General features: G+C 62.4%; 15 protein-coding genes and 1 pseudogene. 8 read left to right on the top strand and 8 right to left on the bottom strand.

Annotated elements, in window-relative coordinates; translation table 11 throughout:
• Positions 1 to 41: 41 nt before the first annotated feature.
• Positions 42 to 365 (bottom strand): DUF6566 family protein, encoded by a 324-nt coding sequence (locus QCE73_RS25605; protein ID WP_309884105.1) that lies wholly within the window; start codon positions 363 to 365, stop codon positions 42 to 44.
• Between the two features lie 214 nt (positions 366 to 579).
• Here QCE73_RS25605 and QCE73_RS25600 point away from each other — a divergent pair, with 214 nt between their 5' ends.
• Complete coding sequence (locus tag QCE73_RS25600; protein WP_309884104.1) at positions 580 to 1,305, top strand: haloacid dehalogenase type II; 726 nt, start codon at positions 580 to 582, stop codon at positions 1,303 to 1,305.
• 107 nt (positions 1,306 to 1,412) lie between these two features.
• Here the strand turns inward: QCE73_RS25600 and QCE73_RS25595 are convergent, their stop codons facing one another.
• Positions 1,413 to 2,045, bottom strand: coding sequence for an NUDIX hydrolase N-terminal domain-containing protein (locus QCE73_RS25595; protein ID WP_309884103.1), 633 nt, complete (start codon positions 2,043 to 2,045; stop codon positions 1,413 to 1,415).
• An 8-nt stretch (positions 2,046 to 2,053) separates the two neighbouring features.
• Complete coding sequence (locus QCE73_RS25590) at positions 2,054 to 2,959, bottom strand: LysR substrate-binding domain-containing protein (protein ID WP_035500495.1); 906 nt, start codon at positions 2,957 to 2,959, stop codon at positions 2,054 to 2,056.
• Positions 2,960 to 3,021: 62 nt separating this feature from the next.
• Between QCE73_RS25590 and QCE73_RS25585 the strand changes: the two genes are divergently transcribed.
• Both QCE73_RS25585 and QCE73_RS25580 read left to right on the top strand, forming a co-directional pair.
• Positions 3,022 to 3,273 carry a hypothetical protein gene (locus QCE73_RS25585; RefSeq protein WP_309884102.1) on the top strand — a complete coding sequence of 84 codons (252 nt, stop codon included), beginning with the start codon at positions 3,022 to 3,024 and terminating at the stop codon, positions 3,271 to 3,273.
• A gap of 15 nt (positions 3,274 to 3,288) precedes the next feature.
• On the top strand, positions 3,289 to 4,596 hold the full coding sequence (locus QCE73_RS25580; protein ID WP_309884101.1) for an NAD(P)/FAD-dependent oxidoreductase: 1,308 nt from the start codon (positions 3,289 to 3,291) through the stop codon (positions 4,594 to 4,596).
• A gap of 6 nt (positions 4,597 to 4,602) precedes the next feature.
• Here the strand turns inward: QCE73_RS25580 and QCE73_RS25575 are convergent, their stop codons facing one another.
• Together QCE73_RS25575 and QCE73_RS25570 are read right to left on the bottom strand one after the other, a co-directional pair.
• On the bottom strand, positions 4,603 to 4,800 hold the full coding sequence (locus QCE73_RS25575) for a hypothetical protein (RefSeq protein WP_035500500.1): 198 nt from the start codon (positions 4,798 to 4,800) through the stop codon (positions 4,603 to 4,605).
• A 161-nt stretch (positions 4,801 to 4,961) separates the two neighbouring features.
• Positions 4,962 to 7,277, bottom strand: coding sequence for a sigma-54 dependent transcriptional regulator (locus QCE73_RS25570; protein WP_309884100.1), 2,316 nt, complete (start codon positions 7,275 to 7,277; stop codon positions 4,962 to 4,964).
• Positions 7,278 to 7,510: 233 nt separating this feature from the next.
• Here QCE73_RS25570 and QCE73_RS25565 point away from each other — a divergent pair, with 233 nt between their 5' ends.
• The gene (locus QCE73_RS25565) at positions 7,511 to 8,146 is read left to right on the top strand and encodes a TetR/AcrR family transcriptional regulator (protein WP_035500501.1); all 636 of its coding nucleotides are present in this window, start codon (positions 7,511 to 7,513) and stop codon (positions 8,144 to 8,146) included.
• A 12-nt stretch (positions 8,147 to 8,158) separates the two neighbouring features.
• On the opposite strand, the gene ttdB is transcribed toward QCE73_RS25565, so the two are convergent.
• From ttdB to QCE73_RS25550, 3 genes are read right to left on the bottom strand one after another with little or no spacing between them, the layout of a single operon-like run.
• Positions 8,159 to 8,767, bottom strand: coding sequence for a L(+)-tartrate dehydratase subunit beta (gene ttdB / locus QCE73_RS25560; RefSeq protein ID WP_238212232.1), 609 nt, complete (start codon positions 8,765 to 8,767; stop codon positions 8,159 to 8,161).
• Positions 8,764 to 9,663, bottom strand: coding sequence for a L(+)-tartrate dehydratase subunit alpha (gene ttdA, locus QCE73_RS25555; RefSeq protein ID WP_309884099.1), 900 nt, complete (start codon positions 9,661 to 9,663; stop codon positions 8,764 to 8,766). The genes ttdB and ttdA overlap by 4 nt, the downstream gene beginning before the upstream one ends.
• Before the next feature lie 50 nt (positions 9,664 to 9,713).
• Complete coding sequence (locus QCE73_RS25550) at positions 9,714 to 11,018, bottom strand: MFS transporter (RefSeq protein WP_309884098.1); 1,305 nt, start codon at positions 11,016 to 11,018, stop codon at positions 9,714 to 9,716.
• A 141-nt stretch (positions 11,019 to 11,159) separates the two neighbouring features.
• Here QCE73_RS25550 and QCE73_RS25545 point away from each other — a divergent pair, with 141 nt between their 5' ends.
• The 4 genes and pseudogenes from QCE73_RS25545 to QCE73_RS25530 all read left to right on the top strand — a co-directional run bounded on the left by QCE73_RS25545 (position 11,160) and on the right by QCE73_RS25530 (position 15,700).
• Positions 11,160 to 12,083 carry a LysR family transcriptional regulator gene (locus tag QCE73_RS25545; RefSeq protein ID WP_309884097.1) on the top strand — a complete coding sequence of 308 codons (924 nt, stop codon included), beginning with the start codon at positions 11,160 to 11,162 and terminating at the stop codon, positions 12,081 to 12,083.
• 103 nt (positions 12,084 to 12,186) lie between these two features.
• Complete coding sequence (locus tag QCE73_RS25540) at positions 12,187 to 13,272, top strand: tartrate dehydrogenase (RefSeq protein ID WP_035500507.1); 1,086 nt, start codon at positions 12,187 to 12,189, stop codon at positions 13,270 to 13,272.
• A 15-nt stretch (positions 13,273 to 13,287) separates the two neighbouring features.
• Positions 13,288 to 14,704 (top strand): annotated as a pseudogene (gene pyk / locus QCE73_RS25535) (pyruvate kinase).
• 81 nt (positions 14,705 to 14,785) lie between these two features.
• Positions 14,786 to 15,700 carry a LysR substrate-binding domain-containing protein gene (locus QCE73_RS25530; protein ID WP_309884096.1) on the top strand — a complete coding sequence of 305 codons (915 nt, stop codon included), beginning with the start codon at positions 14,786 to 14,788 and terminating at the stop codon, positions 15,698 to 15,700.
• Positions 15,701 to 15,726 lie beyond the last annotated feature (26 nt).

Genomic DNA, 15,726 nt, shown 5'->3' with positions numbered 1-15,726 from the left:
CCCCGTGATATTCCGGCGCGTTCCGGAAGCGACGAAATGGTCTATTTACCGGGCGTGAACGTGTGTCCGGAAAGTCGTTCCGTTTCGGTGGTGAACCACGTTTGCGCGTGCCGGCGTGTAGCAACCCAGGAATGATTGGGGTGATCGGTGAGATGTTGCGTGATCACGCGCCGCGCCCGTTCGATGCCGTCGCGTATCGCCTCGTCCTGGGTGCGCCATTCCGGCTGAACGGTTTCGGGCCAGGGAGCGAGCGCGGCTTTGCCATCGCGATTCACGGAGAGGTCGGCCACCCATGCGCCGCGTTCGTTGCGTCGCGTCGCGACCGAGATGTCGAATCCCGCATAAACGTCAAAGGCAGATTCCATCTGTTCCTCCGATGCGGATCAAGACTGGGATAAAGGCAACCCGAAGATTCATAGGATTATATTGCTGATGTATTCCACGCGCTTTGAGCGCAAGCAGTGGACTGACGATACACCAACTCGATGCAATGAATACTCCGGAACGCACGGTTTTGTAACATGACGGCGAGCGCGATGCCGTGATCCATATCATCCTTATCGACCGACAGGAGCGACTGTGAAACTGACCGACTTCGACACGCTGACGTTCGACTGCTACGGCACGCTGATCGACTGGGAAACAGGGATTTTCGAGGCGCTGCGCCCGTTGCTGGATCGCGTCGAACCTGCATTGACACGCGATCAGGTTCTGGAGGCGCACGCGCGTCACGAGTCGTCGCAGCAGAAGTACACGCCGGGCAAGCGCTATCAGGAGCTTCTGGCTATCGTCTATAAACGGCTCGCGGAAGAGTGGGGCGTGTCCTTCACTCAGGACGATTGCATCGCTTACGGCCGCTCGATTCGCGATTGGCCGGCTTTCCCGGATTCCGCGGATGCGCTCCGGTATCTGAAGCAGCATTACAAGCTCGTGATTCTGTCGAATGTCGATAACGAGAGCTTTGCCCATAGCAATGCAAGGCTACAGGTTGAATTCGACGCGATCATGACGGCGGAAGATATCGGATCGTACAAGCCTTCGCCGCGCAATTTCGAATACATGCTGGAAAAACTGGGCGAGCGCGGTATCCGGAAGGAAACCATTCTGCATACCGCCGAAAGCCTCTTCCACGATCACAAACCCGCCAATGGATTCGGCCTTGCATCGTGCTGGATTTATCGCCGTCATTCGCAGCCCGGTTTCGGCGCGACGATGGACCCGGGCGCTCAGCCGAAAATCGACTTCCGATTCAACAGCATGGCGGAATTGGCGAACGCGCATCGCGAGGCGTTGCTCGATAAGTAGCTTGCGTGTCGGATCGAATTGAATCGGATGACTAACTATTAATATGATGCAACTAACCGTCCATGTTTTATGCCGCCTTTCACAGCTTCGCCATCGATTAATTGCCGTCAGTCGAAGTCCACCTTGTTGCCGCGCCGCAGTTCGTCCAGCCGTCGAATCTGCGCGGGCATGATCCGCCCCAGCGACAACGATGGAAGGCGATCGAGATCGAAGAATGCGACGGCATCGGTTTCCGCGCCGATCACGTCGCCCGCTCGCACGATCTCACCGAGAAAAACGAGCTTCCAGATATGAAATACCGACGGCGGATGAGGATGCTTCGCCGTATCCCAGGCCGCGAGCAGGCGAACGATTTCGACCGTATAGCCGCTTTCCTCGCGCGCTTCCTTGGCGGCGTTCTCGGCGGGGGACAACCCCACGTCGGCCCAGCCGCCGGGCAGCGACCACAGTCCATCGGCGGCCTCGCGCACGAGCAGGATCTGTCCGGCCTCGTTGAACACGGCGCATCGGACGTCGAGTTTCGGGTTCGCATAGCCTGACTCGAACGCGAAGAGTTCGGCCACCTTGCCTGTTTCCATCGAGGCGATATCGGCGATTTGCGCATGAGCGATCGCCGCTATTTCTTCGTAACGCTCCTTGTCGAATACGCCGGTCGTGTAGTGCAGTCCCGTTTGCGCGAGTGCGAGCAGGCGGCGAGCCTGTTCGAGTCGTCGATTGGATGATGGCTTATCGGCTTGCATGATGGCGCTCACTCCTCGGTCTCGATGTATGACTGCGCCGCGATCAGCAGCCAGTGTTCGAATGTTCGCAGCAGCGGAGAGTTCTGCTTGCGCTCGGGATAGACGAGGTAATAGCCCTTGTCGCTCGGCAAGGACAACTCGAAAGGCCGCACCAGTTCGTGAGAACGAAGCTCATGCGCGACCAGGAACCTCGGCACCAGTGCGATGCCGAGACCCGCTTTCGCCGCTTCGACGAGCATCGAGAACAGCTCGTATCGCTGACCCTTCATGCTGTCGACGTCATGTACGGCCGCCTGAGCCAGCCACTGCCGCCACGCATCCGGACGCGCCGACTGATGCAGCAACGTAAAGCCGGCGACGTCCCTGGGCGCGAGTTTCGCTCTGCCCGCAAGCAATCGCGGACTGCACACGGCGGTGATCTCTTCTCCGAACAAATACTTCGCGACCGAACCGGGCCACACCGGATCGCCGAAATGAATCGCGGCATCGAATGGCGTGTCCTTGAACAGAAACGGCGCGGCTCGCGTGGTCAGATTCACGACGATGTCATCGTGCGCCGCATAGAACTCGGGAAGCCTCGGGATCAGCCACCGCGTGGCGAATGTCGGGATGACCGCGAGTTCGAGAATGCCGCCCGCGCTACGGTGCGCCATCGCGGCCAGCGTGTCGCGTTCGAGTCGCTCCAGATTCTCGCGCACGCGCTTCGCGTAGATCTCGCCCGCTTCGGTGAGACTGATTCTTCGTTTGAAGCGGTTGAAAAGCGGCGTCCCGAGATATTCCTCCAGGCTCGCGACCTGACGTCCCACCGCACTCTGTGTCAGCGACAGCTCTTCGGCCGTGCGAGTGAAGCTCAGATGTCGGGCTGCCGCCTCGAAGGCGATCAAAGCATCGATGCTCGGTATCTTGCGTCTCACACATCCTTCCCGTTACGCACAACGTTGAGTATTTATTTCGTTTGCAGGCCATTAATGGTGCCATGAGAATCGATCCGACATCACCGCTTTATGAACCGGACGTTCTTATCCAAAACATGAACCACTATATCGACGACGACGCATTTTCTTTCCAGGCTTTCCTGAAAGGTCATTTTCCCACGTCGAAGCATGTCATCGACAAGGCGCGCAGTTCGTCATATTCGAAGCTGCTGGAAGGACCCGTTTCCATCATGGCCGGCAATGTCCCGGAACGCGCGGACGCCAATTCGGCCGCCATTCTGGGCTACAACTGAACGAGAGGGCAGCCGATGCATCGGATCGTAATCGTAGGGGGCGGCGCGGGCGGTCTCGAACTCGCCACCCGGCTCGGCAACCGGTTAGGCAAGGCGGGACGCGCGCACGTGACGCTGGTCGATCGTTGCGCCGTGCATGTGTGGAAGCCGCTATTGCATGAAGTCGCCGCCGGCAGCCTCGATACTCACGCGCACGAAATTGCCTATGCGGCCCACGCTCACTGGAACGGCTTCACGTTCGTTCATGGCGAGATGACGGCGCTCAACCGCGCGAGCCGTTCCGTGAAGATCGGTCCGATGTTCGAATCCGATGACAGCGATGCCGAAGTGCTGCCGCCTCGCGGCCTCGAATACGATACGCTGGTGCTCGCCCTCGGCAGCCGGACGCATTTCTTCGGCGTGCCGGGCGCGGAAGAACACGCCATCGCGCTCGATACGCTCGAACAGGCGGAGCGCTTGCGCAAGCGTCTGCTTCAGGTGTGCCTCAGAAAGCGCGCGCACGGCACGACGGAAACGAATGAGGCGGTGGACATCGCCATCATCGGCGGGGGCGCGACGGGCGTCGAGCTCGCGGCGGAACTCAGGCGCATGGAGCACACGTTGAAGCAGTTCAGGCTGCTCTCCGAAAGCCCTCGCGCGGCCATGCGCATCTCGCTGCTGGAACGAGGCGATCGCGTGTTGCCCGCGCTTGCGCAAAGGGTGTCCGATACCACGCGCGACACGCTCGAAAAGATGAACATCGCGGTGAAGGTATCGACATCCGTGACGAGCGTGCGGCCGGAAAGCGTCGAGGTCGCGGGCGGCGTATCTATTCCCGCCGACATCACGATCTGGGCCGCCGGCATCAGGGCGCCGGGCGTTCTGGCATCGCTCGACGGCATCGCCGTGAATCACATCAATCAGGTCAAGGTCACGCCTTCGCTGCAGAGCGAAACCGACGCGAACATCTTCGCGCTGGGCGATTGCGCGAGTTGCGCGTGGACGGCGGACGTACTCGTGCCGCCGAGAGCGCAGGCCGCGCACCAGCAAGCGATGTTCTTATGCAAGGCGCTCGGCGCGCGCATCGAAGGTCGCGCGATCGGTGCGTTCATGTACAAGGATCACGGCTCGCTCGTGTCGCTGGGTTCGCCGACAGCGGTAGGCAGCGTGGCCGGCATCACCAGCACCGGAAAGTTCTTCGTCGAAGGGTTCATTGCGAAGCTGATGTACGCGGCGCTTTATCGAAAGCATCTCGTTGCCGTATCGGGCTTGCGCCGGACTGTGTTCGGACTCGCGGCGCATGGACTCGGACGCTTGCTCGCGCCGCGAGTCAAGCTGCATTGACTGGCTTCATCGCTGTGTCGATTCGAGCATGGACAACTTGCGTTTCAGACGATCGATGCGTTGCGCGAGTGGCAACGCCAGGGTCGGCCGTCTGAGCGAATCGATGCGCGCATGCCAGTACGCGAACGGAAACGTGCCGTCGCAAGCCTGTTCGACGACGCGCTCCAGATGCAGCAGGTCTCTTTCGATGATGAATTGAAGCATGACTGAGGCGCACGAACGCGTTCGGGTGGAAGGCACTATCAAGCAACCGCCGTGCCAGTGCATGCTATTCATGCGTCGTCCGATCCGTCGGCGCGGATAGAGCCGAAAAAACGGTCAGTCGCGTCCGCGCGGACGAGCCGATGTGGACGATTCCGTCCAGTTCATCCGGCGCGAACGCGTCGGTCCGTGAGCACGGGCGAGCGCGATTCCTCGCGAAGTTCGGCCAGCAGATCCATCGCGGCATCCACGCGAGGCGTTGCGCCCGGAACGAGCGTGCGCAACGCACGTTCGAGCGTGTCGATGCCCTCGTCGATACGCCCCGATGCACGCAGCAACCCGGCGAGATGGCGCGCGGCGTCCACGCGCGCGGGCACGGAACCGAGCGCGAGCGCTGTCGAAAGCGCCGTGCGCAATCCAGATTCCGCGGCGCTAAGATCGCCGAGCGCCCATTGAGCACGCGCCTGCGTGACGAGCAGTTCGCCCATATAGACGCGCTCCTGGCGCGCGAGCGTTTCTTCGATCGCGCCGGCGAGCATGGTTTTGCAATCCGCTGCGCGGCCCGCGCGCAAAAGCAGTTCGCCGTGCTGCCATGCCTTGAACGAGAAGAACAGCGCGCCGCCGTTGCTCATCATGTGGTTGTCGAAGCCATCCAGCATGACGGCTTCTGCTTCATCGATGCGGTCAAGCGAAGCGACGTGACAGCCGCGCAGCACCTGTCCCACGCCGCGATAGAACGCGAAGCCGTGTCTGATCGAGATGCCTTCCAGTTCGCTCGCAAGCCGGCCGAGCCGTTCCATATCGTCGAAGAGACACGCGAGCCACGCCGCGCCCTGCAGATTGATCGCGTGTGCGAACGCATGGCCGCCCGCATCGGATGCGCGCTCGATCAGCATGTCCATCGCGTGGCGCGCCCGATCGAACGCGCCGGTGTGGAAGGCCGATAGCCCTTCGAACGTCAACGCCAGCGCGGCCAGATCGATGCCTTGCGAACCGGTGCGCGCATCGTGCCGTCCGATGCCGGAGAGATTGCCGCGCGCGAGGCAGGCCAGCGCTTCCTCGCTGTCGCCGAGCCAGAACAGCGTGTTGGTCAGCGCGACGTGCGCTTCGTCCAGCGCGACGGAATCGCCGCTGTTTTGCGCGCGTTGCAGCATGTCCTGCGCCGTCGCGCGCGCGTGCTTGAGTTGCAGCGTGGTGAGCTGCGTCGTCCAGATGCCGAACTGGATCATCGCGATTTCGCGCGTATCGCAGAGTCCTTCGCCGATCTTCAGCGCGGCCGCATAGCACGCGGTCGCTTCGGCGTGCAGCCAGCCGTGCACGCTGCGCAGACTCATGCCGAGCAGACGATACGCGTCGAACTGCAGACGCCGCACGTCCTCCTGCTCGCCATTCGCCTGCAACGTTTCCAGACAGCGGCGCAGAAGCGGCGCGGCTTCCGCGAAACGGGCATCGTCGATGAGCGCATTCGCACGCGTCAGATCGATGCGCGCGTTTCGATGATGCTGCTCCCGCGCCTTGAGCCGGCGCTCGATGGTCTTTCGCCCGACCCCGAGCAGGACGGCCGCCGCGCTCTTGTTGCCGCCGCTGCGTTCGAGCGCGTGATCGACGAGCAGATCTTCGGCGGCCGCGAGCTTGTCGCGGCCTTCGAGTTGCAAAAGCATGTCGGCGAGATTCGCACGCGAGACGCGCTCGGCCTTCTCGTTGGCGAGAAACGGCGCGAGTGCGTCGGCATCGATCGTCGTGCTCTCCGCGAGCACGCTCAACTGGCTGACGAGATTGCGCAACTGGCGAATGTGTCCGGGCCACGGATGCGCGCAGAGCTGCCTGATCGCGGCGGCGGAGAATTCGAGCTTGCGCGGATGTTGTGCGGCGAAGTGCGTGAGCAGCGACGGAATGTCCTCGACACGCTGATCGAGACCGGGCACGGCCAGCACGAAAACGGCGAGACGATAGTAGAGGTCTTCGCGAAAGCGTCCTTCGTTCGCGAGCTCGCGCAAGTCGCGATGGGTCGCCGCGACGATACGTCCTTCGAAGCGCAGATTCGTCGACGAACCGACCGGGCGAAAGGTGCGCGTTTCCAGCGCGCGCAGCAGTTTCGGCTGCAATGCGAGCGGCAGTTCGCCGATTTCATCGAGCAGCAGCGTGCCTTTGCCGACTTGCTGAAAGAGGCCCTGACGCGTTTCGCCCGCGCCGGTGAATGCGCCTTTGACATGCCCGAACAATTCGGCTTCGACGAGATGCTCGGGAATCGCACCGCAATTGATATCGACGAACGGGTGATCGCGCTGCTCGCTGCCCGCGTGAACGCGGCGCGCAACCAGCTCCTTGCCGGAACCCGTAGGCCCGAAGATGAGCACGGGATGTCCGGTCGGCGCGATCCGGTCGATCATGCGCACGAGCTGACGAAACGCCGGCGACTTGCCGATGAAACTGCCATCCGCGTCGCCGTGGACAAACGGAACGATTGGGTTACGACTCATTGCTGAGCGCTCCAGGTCAGTGATGGCGGAAACGGTCTGTGCCGCAGTTAACGGCGTCTTTCCGCGATCCTTGAGCACGCTGGAGGCAGCGGCAGGCTATTTTGTCAGCGCTTCATTTTCTCGTCGTCAAGGCGGCAACAATGCCTATACTCGGAGCTAACCCCGCGCCTGTTACGGTCGGCATAATGTCAGACATCAATTAACAGTTGTAATTCGATCGGGGGCCGCAAACCATGAGCGAACAACGAGCAAAAAGAGACCCGGAAGGCACGCGACGGCGCATTCTGGAAGCCGCCACCGAGCAGTTCACGAAGTTCGGCCTTGCCGGTGCACGGGTCGACGCCATCGCCACGGCGGCGGGCACGAACGAACGCATGCTGTACTACTACTTCGCAAGCAAGGAAGGGTTGTACGTCGCCGTGCTCGAATCCATGTACGCGCAGTTCGCGGAGCGCGAGCAGCGCCTCGACCTTTCCGGCCTTCAGCCCGCCGATGCAATCCGCGAACTGGCGAAGTCCATCTGGACGCATTTGCGGGAAAACCCCCAGTGGCTGAGTCTCATCAATAACGAGAATCTGCACGAGGGGCGCTATCTGGAGCGTTCGAGCCACCTGCGCGAAACCATCTCGCCGGTGGTCGACCTGCTGCGCGTCACGCTCGAACGCGGCGCGGCAGCGGGGCAGTTCCGTCAGGGCGTCGATCCGCTGGACTTCTACGTGACGCTCGTCGGCATGGGCTATTACATCGTGTCGAACCGCTACACCATCGATGTATTCGTCGGCCGCAACTACGTCGAGCAACGCCATCAGGCGTCGATCGCCGCCATGCAGCTCGACATGTTGCTCGCGTATCTGCGTCCGGCCAGCTAGGCGGCGCGCGGCTTACCTGATGAAGCCGAGCTGCGCGCTGATCCTGTCGAGAATGGGCTTCTTCTTCTCGTTGAACACGGCCTTGTTCTGCTGAATCAGGTTGTTGCCCTTCGTGTCGATGGAAATGATCAGCGGCCCGAACTCCCGCACGCGATTGATCCACAGGGTTTCCGGCATGCCGAGATCCTGCCATTCCGCCCCTTCGATCTCCTCGACGAGCGTCGCGGCCAGCACCGCGCAGCCGCCCGGAAAGATCGCGTGCACGGCCTTGTGCTCCTCGCAGCCCGCGGCCGTTTCCGGGCCCATTCCGCCTTTGCCGACGATCAGCTTCACGCCGGTCTGCTCGATGAACTCGCGCTCGAACTTCTCCATGCGCATGCTCGTCGTCGGGCCGATGGACACCATTTCGAAACTTCCGTCGTCCTTCTTGCGCACGATCGGACCCGCGTGAAAGATCGCGCCGCCTTCGAGATCGACAGGCAGTTGCCGCCCTTGTTCGATCAGCCGCCGATGCGCGACATCGCGGCACGTCACGAGGCGGCCCGTCAGATAGACGACGTCGCCGACCTTCAAATCCTCCAGATCTTCGCTCTTGATGGGGGTCGTCAGAATCTTCTTCACAGCACCACTCCTTCGTGGGAAAGGACTTCGTAGGACAGGTCTGCATGGATGCGGATCTTGCCGCGCCGATGCGCCCAGCAGCCGGTATTGACAGCGACGCCGATGGTCGACGGATGCCGCGCCGACGACTCGATGTTCACGCCCATCACGCTGTTGTTGCCCTTCAGACCTTGCGGGCCGATGCCGAGCTCGTTGAGCCCGTCCTCAAGCAGTTCTTCCATCAGCGCGGCGCGCGGGTTGTCGCTCTTCGAATCGACTGGCCGCAGGATCGCCAGCTTGGAAAGGCGCGCGGCGGTCTCGACCGACGTCGATACGCCGATACCGACCAGAAGCGGCGGGCACGCATTGACGCCGCGCTCTGTGATCACGTCCATCACGAACTCGGCCACGCCTTCGTAGCCTTGTCCGGGCATCAGCACCTTGGCCGCGCCCGGCAGCGTGCAGCCGCCGCCGGCCATATAGACGTCGATGGTGCAGCTATCCTTTTCCGGAACGATGCGCCAGTCGAGCCACGGAATCTGCGTGCCCGTGTTGGTGCCGGTGTTCTTTTCGTCGAAGGTTTCCACGGCGTTGTGGCGCAGCGGTCCCATCCGGGTCGCGCCCGCGGTGGCTTCGCGCAGGATTTCCTCCAGCTCGCCGAGCAGCGGAAAATTCGCGCCGGCCTCGACAAAATACTGGATCACGCCGGTGTCCTGACAGCTCGGGCGATTCAGCTTGTCGGCGGCTTCCTGATTGCCGTCCATCGAGTCGTAGATCGACTTGGCGAGCGGATTCGTTTCCATCGTGCGCAATTCCGCGAGCTTCGCCTTCACATCCTTGGGCAGACGCTTGCCGATGTAAGCGGTGAATTTGGCCATCGTGTCCGTGACGGACTGTATGGCGAGTTCCTTATCCATGTTGCATTCCTCTGACGACGTGTCGTGGTGATTGGGGAGAGGCGTTCTTTTCAGTGCACGGCCGCGTTGCCGGGCGTGACCGGCGCTTTCTGCGTGCGGGCCAGCAAGAGCGTGAGCACGGCGGACAGCACGAGCAGGCCCGCGACGAAGTAGAGGCCGCCCGCGAAGCTGCCGGTCTGATCCTTCACCCAGCCGATCATCGCCGGGCCGGCGAAGCCGCCGAGATTGCCGATCGAATTGATCGTGGCGATGCCCGTCGCGGCTGCGGCGCCGGAGAGGAACATCGTCGGCATGGTCCACAGGGGCGGCTTTGCGCAACTGATGCCGATATTCACGAGCGTCAGCGCAGCGATCAGCCCGACGACGCTGTTGGCCATGGCCGCCACCACGAGGCCGATCGCCGCCGCGACGCACGCCAGCACGACGTGCCAGGTGCGCTCGCCGGTGCGGTCGGAATGGCGCGACCAGAAGATCATCGCGATCACCGAGACGATCGGCGGAATCGCATTGAGGAGGCCCGTCGTCATCGACGAAACACCGAGCTGGCGGATGATCTGCGGCGCCCAGATGCCGAGCGTATAGAGGCCCGCCGACGTGCCGAAGTAGATCAGCGAAAGCGCCAGCACGCGCGGATTCGCGAGGCCGCTGATGATGCCGTGCTTCGCGCCCGACGTGGCGCGGCTGGCGGTTTCCGCGTTCATCACGTTGACGAGCCATGCGCGCTCGTCGTCCTTCAGCCATTTCGCCTTTTCGGGCTTGTCGGTCATGTAGAAGAACACGACGACGCCCAGAATGAGCGCCGGAATGGCTTCGAGGATGAACATCCATTGCCAGCCGCGCAGACCCATCACGCCGTTCATTTCGAGCAATGCGGCGGAGAGCGGCGAGCCGAGCGCCGTGGAGATCGGCGCGGCGGCCATGAAGAACGCTGTCACGCCCGCCCGGTGCCGCGCCGGGAACCAGTAGCTGAGATACAGGATGATGCCGGGGAAGAAGCCCGCTTCCGCCGCGCCGAGCAGAAAGCGTATGACGTAGAAGCTCGTCGGCCCCTGAACGAAGGCCATCATCGCGGAAATGATGCCCCACGTGACCATCACGCGGGCTATCCACAGCCGCGCGCCGACCTTGTGAAGAACGATGTTGGAGGGCACTTCGAACATGAAGTAGCCCCAGAAGAAGATGCCCGCGCCGAAGCCGAGCATCGATGAGGTGAAGCCGAGATCGGTTTTCATCGTGATCGACGCGAAGCCGATGTTGACGCGGTCGATATAAGCGATGAAATACAGCAGCATGATGAACGGCACGATGCGCCAGCTTATTTTGCGCAGGGTGCGTTTTTCCAGATCCATGTCCATGGAATGTCTCCTTGTTCCGACGATCAATCGAAGGTGTCAGCCGTCTCGTGCGGCTTCGTACTAGCCAGGACCAAGGTTAAAACCGATGGAATCGCGTATGAATCGAACTAGACTTAATACATCGTTGCAAAAAATTCACGAATGAACATGGACTCGGAACTGGGTTTCTTCTGCCTGCTCGTGAAACAGGGCAGTCTCGCCGCCGCCGCACGCGAACTGAATCTGACGCCGCCGGCGGTTTCGCGCAGGCTTTCGGCGATGGAAGATCGTCTCGGCGTGCGCCTGCTCAACCGCACGACTCGGCGCATCAGCCTGACGAGCGAAGGCGAGGTGTACTTCTCGAATGCGCAGCGCATCCTGAGCGACATCGACGATATGGAGCAGCTCGTCTCCAGCAGCCGCGCAGCGCCGAAGGGGCTATTGCGCGTCAACGCGCCGCTGGGATTCGGGCGCTCCTATATCGGCCCGTCGATTTCGGTGTTCAGTCAGCGTTTTCCCGATGTCGAAGTGCAGTTGCTTCTCACCGACAGACCCATCAGCCTGCCCGACGAGAGCATCGACGTCTCCGTGCGGTTCGGCGAGATGCCGGATTCACGGCTCATCGCGAAGAAGATCGCGTCCAACCGGCGGCTGCTGGTTTCGTCGCCGGGATATCTGCGTGGCGCGGGCCAGCCCGCTCATCCGCATGACCTGACGCATCATCAGTGCATCGTGCTGCGGCAGAACGATTCCGCCTATGGCAACTGGCGCATGAGCCGCGGCGGGCGCACGGAGACGATCAAGGTGCACGGCAAGCTGAGCACCAACGACGGCGAAGTGGCGCTCAACTGGGCGCTCGAAGGCCACGGCATCTTGATGCGCGCGGAATGGGACATCGCGAAGTATTTGCGCAGCGGCCGTCTGGTGCAGGTTCTCGGCGATTACGACACGCCGCCGGCCGACATCTACGCCGTCTATCCCGAACGCCTGAACCTGTCCGCGAAGGTCGCATGCTTCGTCGATCACCTGCGCGACTATCTGGGCCAGCATGCCGACGGCCCGACGCGCGTCAGTTCGAACTGGTAGCGCCATTCGTGCATAAAACTTAATAATGCTTTAAGTTTGACGCCGGTTTCCGCGCCGGGATGTGGTTAAAGTGCAGTCACACACACATCTGGAGGACGGAGACATGAAGACCTATCGCATCGCGACCATTCCCGGCGACGGCATCGGCAAGGAAGTCGTTCCCGCAGGACAGCAAGTGCTCGAAGCGCTGGCACGCAACACGCAAAATTTTGAATTCCAGTTCGAGAATTTCGACTGGGGCGCCGACTATTACCGCGAGCACGGCGTGATGATGCCCGCCGATGGCCTCGACGCGATCCGCGACAAGGACGCGATTCTGTTCGGCTCGGCGGGCGATCCGGACGTCCCCGATCACATCACGCTGTGGGGCTTGCGCCTGAAGATCTGCCAGGGATTCGACCAGTACGCCAACGTGCGCCCGACGCGCATCCTGCCGGGCATCGACGCGCCGCTCAAGCGCTGCAAGCCGGAAGACCTGAACTGGGTGATCGTGCGCGAGAACTCGGAAGGCGAGTATTCGGGCGTCGGCGGCCGCGTGCATCAGGGCCATCCGATCGAAGCCGCAACCGATGTATCGATCCTCACGCGTGCCGGTGTCGAACGCATTATGCGTTTTGCATTCAAACTCGCGCAGTCCCGTCCGCGCAAACTGCTGACGGTCATCACGAAGAGCAACGCACAGCGTCACGCGATGGTAATGTGGGACGAGATCGCGCTGGAAATCTCGAAGGAATTTCCGGACGTGAAGTGGGACAAGGAACTCGTCGATGCATCGACCGCGCGCATGGTCAATCGTCCCGAGACGCTGGATACGATCGTCGCGACCAATCTGCACGCCGACATTCTCAGCGACCTCGCCGCCGCGCTCGCGGGCAGTCTCGGCATCGCGCCGACGGGCAATATCGATCCCGAGCACCGTTATCCGTCGATGTTCGAGCCGATCCACGGCTCCGCGTTCGACATCATGGGCAAGGGGCTGGCGAATCCGGTCGGCACGTTCTGGTCGGTCGTGATGCTGCTCGAACATCTCGGCGAGTTCGACGCCGCGAAGCGCGTCATGCAGGCGATCGAAGCCGTGACCTCCGACAAGTCGCTGCACACGGGCGATCTCGGCGGCAAGGCGACCACCGCGCAAGTGACCGCCGCCGTGTGCGCGCTGATCGGCACGAAAGCCGCCCACGCCGCCTGAAAGGAGTTGAAAAGCATGCGCCGCACTCGAAATGCAAAGATCGTCGCTACGCTGGGACCGGCGAGCACCAGCCGCGACACCATCGAAGCGCTGTACAAGGCGGGCGCGGACGTGTTCCGGCTGAACTTCAGCCACGGCACGCACGAGGATCACCAACGGCGGCTCGAAGTCATTCGCGCCATTGAGAAGGACGCGGGCCGGCCCATCGGCGTGTTGCTCGATCTGCAGGGCCCGAAACTGCGGATCGGCACCTTTGCAAATGGTCCGGTCACGCTGGAGAAAGGCGCGTCTTTTCGGCTCGATCTCGACGCGGCGACGCCCGGCGATCTCAAGCGTCGCGCTTCCTCACCCTGAAATCTTCGCGGCGCTCGAAGCGCGCACGAACCTGTTGCTCGACGATGGCCGCGTGCAATTGCGCGTCGAGCGCTGCGGGCCCGACTTCGCGGAAACGACGGTCATCGTCGGCGGGCCGCTTTCCGAGCGCAAGGGCGTCAATGTCCCCGATGTCGTGCTGCCGCTATCGGCGATGACGGAGAAGGATCGACGCGATCTGGAATTCGGCATGACGCTCGGCATCGACTGGCTCGCGCTGTCTTTCGTGCAGCGCGTCGAGGACATTCGCGACGTGCGAAAGATCGTCGGGGACCGCGTGGGCATCGTCGCGAAGCTCGAGAAGCCGGCCGCGATCGGCAGTCTCGATGCGATCGTCGATGAAGCCGATGCCGTGATGGTCGCGCGCGGCGACCTCGGCGTCGAGATGCCCGCGGAACAGGTGCCCGCCATTCAGAAGCGCATCGTGCGCGCGTGCCGCAAGGCCGGCAAGCCGGTGATCGTCGCCACGCAGATGCTCGAATCGATGGTAAGCGCGCCGGTGCCCACGCGCGCCGAAGCATCGGACGTCGCGACCGCCATCTACGACGGCGCGGACGCGGTGATGCTGTCGGCGGAGTCGGCGAGCGGCAAGTATCCCGTGGAAGCCGTGCGCACGATGGACCTCATCATCGCGCAGACCGAACGCGACCCGTACTACCGCGAAGTGATCGCCGCGTCGCACGCCGCGCCGCGTGCGAATACATCGGATGCGATCGGCTACGCGATGCGCCACGTGACGGGCCTGCTCGATGCCGCGGCCACCGTCGCGTATACATGCTCCGGTTATTCGGCGCTGCGCATGGCGCGCGAACGGCCGGGCGCGCCGATCGTCGGCATGACGCCGCAGATCGGCACGGCGCGCCGTCTCGCGCTCGTCTGGGGCGTGCATCCGGTCGTGTGCAAGGAAGTGGTCGACGTGCTCGAAGTGAGCGAGCTTGCATGCGAAACCGTGCGCGCGGAAGGCTTCGGCACGACCGGCGATACGGTCGTGATTTCAGCGGGCATGCCGTTCGGCACGCCGGGCACGACCAATCTGCTGCGCATCGCGCAGATCGAATGACCGGATGACGCAAGGCCGAGCGTAGAATCTCCGGCGCGTGGCGGCGAGCCCATTCGTCGCCTGACCGGAGACGGATGGCTCATGGAAATCAAGTGGATCGAGGATTTCATCGCGCTCGCCCGCTATCAAAGCTTTTCGCGCGCGGCGGAGTTTCGCAACGTCACGCAGTCCGGGTTCAGCAGGCGCATCCAGTCGCTCGAACAATGGGTCGGTGCCGATCTCGTCGATCGCAGCGGCTTTCCGCCGACGCTCACACCCGCAGGGCAACTCTTTCGCGACGCGGCCGAAGACATTCTCGACAAGCTCTTCGATACGCGCGCGATCATCCGCACCGAGCAGCGCATCGCGGGCAAGAGTCTTCAGATCGCTGCGGGCCACACCATCGCGCTCAACTTCTTGCCCGCCTGGCTGCGAACGCTGGCGAAGCATGTCGGCGAAGTGCGCGCGCGGGTGATTCCGGCGAACGTCCACGATTCGATTCTCATGCTCGTCAACGGCAATTGCGAACTGATGTTCGCCTATCATCATCCGCAGTTGCCGCTGCATCTCGATCCGCAGAAGTACGAGTACGTGACCGTCGGCGTCGATACCTTCATGCCGGTCTGCAGACCCAATCAAAGGCTCGCGCCGACGCACCGCCTGCCCGGCGCGAAAGATCGTCCGATGCCGTACATCGCATACACGGACACGAGTTACTTCGGACGCTGCTTCGCGTTGTTGATGGCGCAATCGAAAGCAACGCCCGCTTTACGTCTGCATTACGAGTCCGATATGGCCGAAGTCGTGAAGAAGCTCGTGCTCGAAGGCGAGGGCGTGGCGTGGCTGCCGAAGAGCTCGATCGCCGCCGAACTGGATGCCGGCGAACTCGTGGCCGCCGGCCAGAGCGAATGGCAACTGGCGCTCGAATTGCGCGTATATCGCGATCTCGCCAATCGCAGCGAATTGCTCGACACGCTCTGGCGTCATCTTCGCGCGTCGTTCGGACCCGCCGAGTAGCGATTTTCGACGCTATGCGAAAATTG

The organism is Caballeronia sp. LZ029 (assembly GCF_031451275.1).
Lineage (GTDB): Bacteria > Pseudomonadota > Gammaproteobacteria > Burkholderiales > Burkholderiaceae > Caballeronia > Caballeronia jiangsuensis.
The sequence above is the reverse complement of the archived record's forward strand: the minus strand, read 5'-3'. Positions and strand labels throughout refer to the sequence as shown.

Excerpts from the sequence above, each read along its gene's own strand:
- QCE73_RS25545 (WP_309884097.1), top strand. The coding sequence starts at position 11,160 with ATGAACATGGACTCGGAACTGGGTTTCTTCTGCCTGCTCGTGAAACAG.
- QCE73_RS25540 (WP_035500507.1), top strand. The coding sequence starts at position 12,187 with ATGAAGACCTATCGCATCGCGACCATTCCCGGCGACGGCATCGGCAAG.
- QCE73_RS25580 (WP_309884101.1), top strand. The coding sequence starts at position 3,289 with ATGCATCGGATCGTAATCGTAGGGGGCGGCGCGGGCGGTCTCGAACTC.
- QCE73_RS25575 (WP_035500500.1), bottom strand. The coding sequence starts at position 4,800 with ATGCTTCAATTCATCATCGAAAGAGACCTGCTGCATCTGGAGCGCGTC.
- QCE73_RS25585 (WP_309884102.1), top strand. The coding sequence starts at position 3,022 with ATGAGAATCGATCCGACATCACCGCTTTATGAACCGGACGTTCTTATC.
- QCE73_RS25570 (WP_309884100.1), bottom strand. The coding sequence starts at position 7,277 with ATGAGTCGTAACCCAATCGTTCCGTTTGTCCACGGCGACGCGGATGGC.
- QCE73_RS25605 (WP_309884105.1), bottom strand. The coding sequence starts at position 365 with ATGGAATCTGCCTTTGACGTTTATGCGGGATTCGACATCTCGGTCGCG.
- QCE73_RS25530 (WP_309884096.1), top strand. The coding sequence starts at position 14,786 with ATGGAAATCAAGTGGATCGAGGATTTCATCGCGCTCGCCCGCTATCAA.
- QCE73_RS25550 (WP_309884098.1), bottom strand. The coding sequence starts at position 11,018 with ATGGACATGGATCTGGAAAAACGCACCCTGCGCAAAATAAGCTGGCGC.
- ttdA (WP_309884099.1), bottom strand. The coding sequence starts at position 9,663 with ATGGATAAGGAACTCGCCATACAGTCCGTCACGGACACGATGGCCAAA.
- QCE73_RS25565 (WP_035500501.1), top strand. The coding sequence starts at position 7,511 with ATGAGCGAACAACGAGCAAAAAGAGACCCGGAAGGCACGCGACGGCGC.
- QCE73_RS25595 (WP_309884103.1), bottom strand. The coding sequence starts at position 2,045 with ATGCAAGCCGATAAGCCATCATCCAATCGACGACTCGAACAGGCTCGC.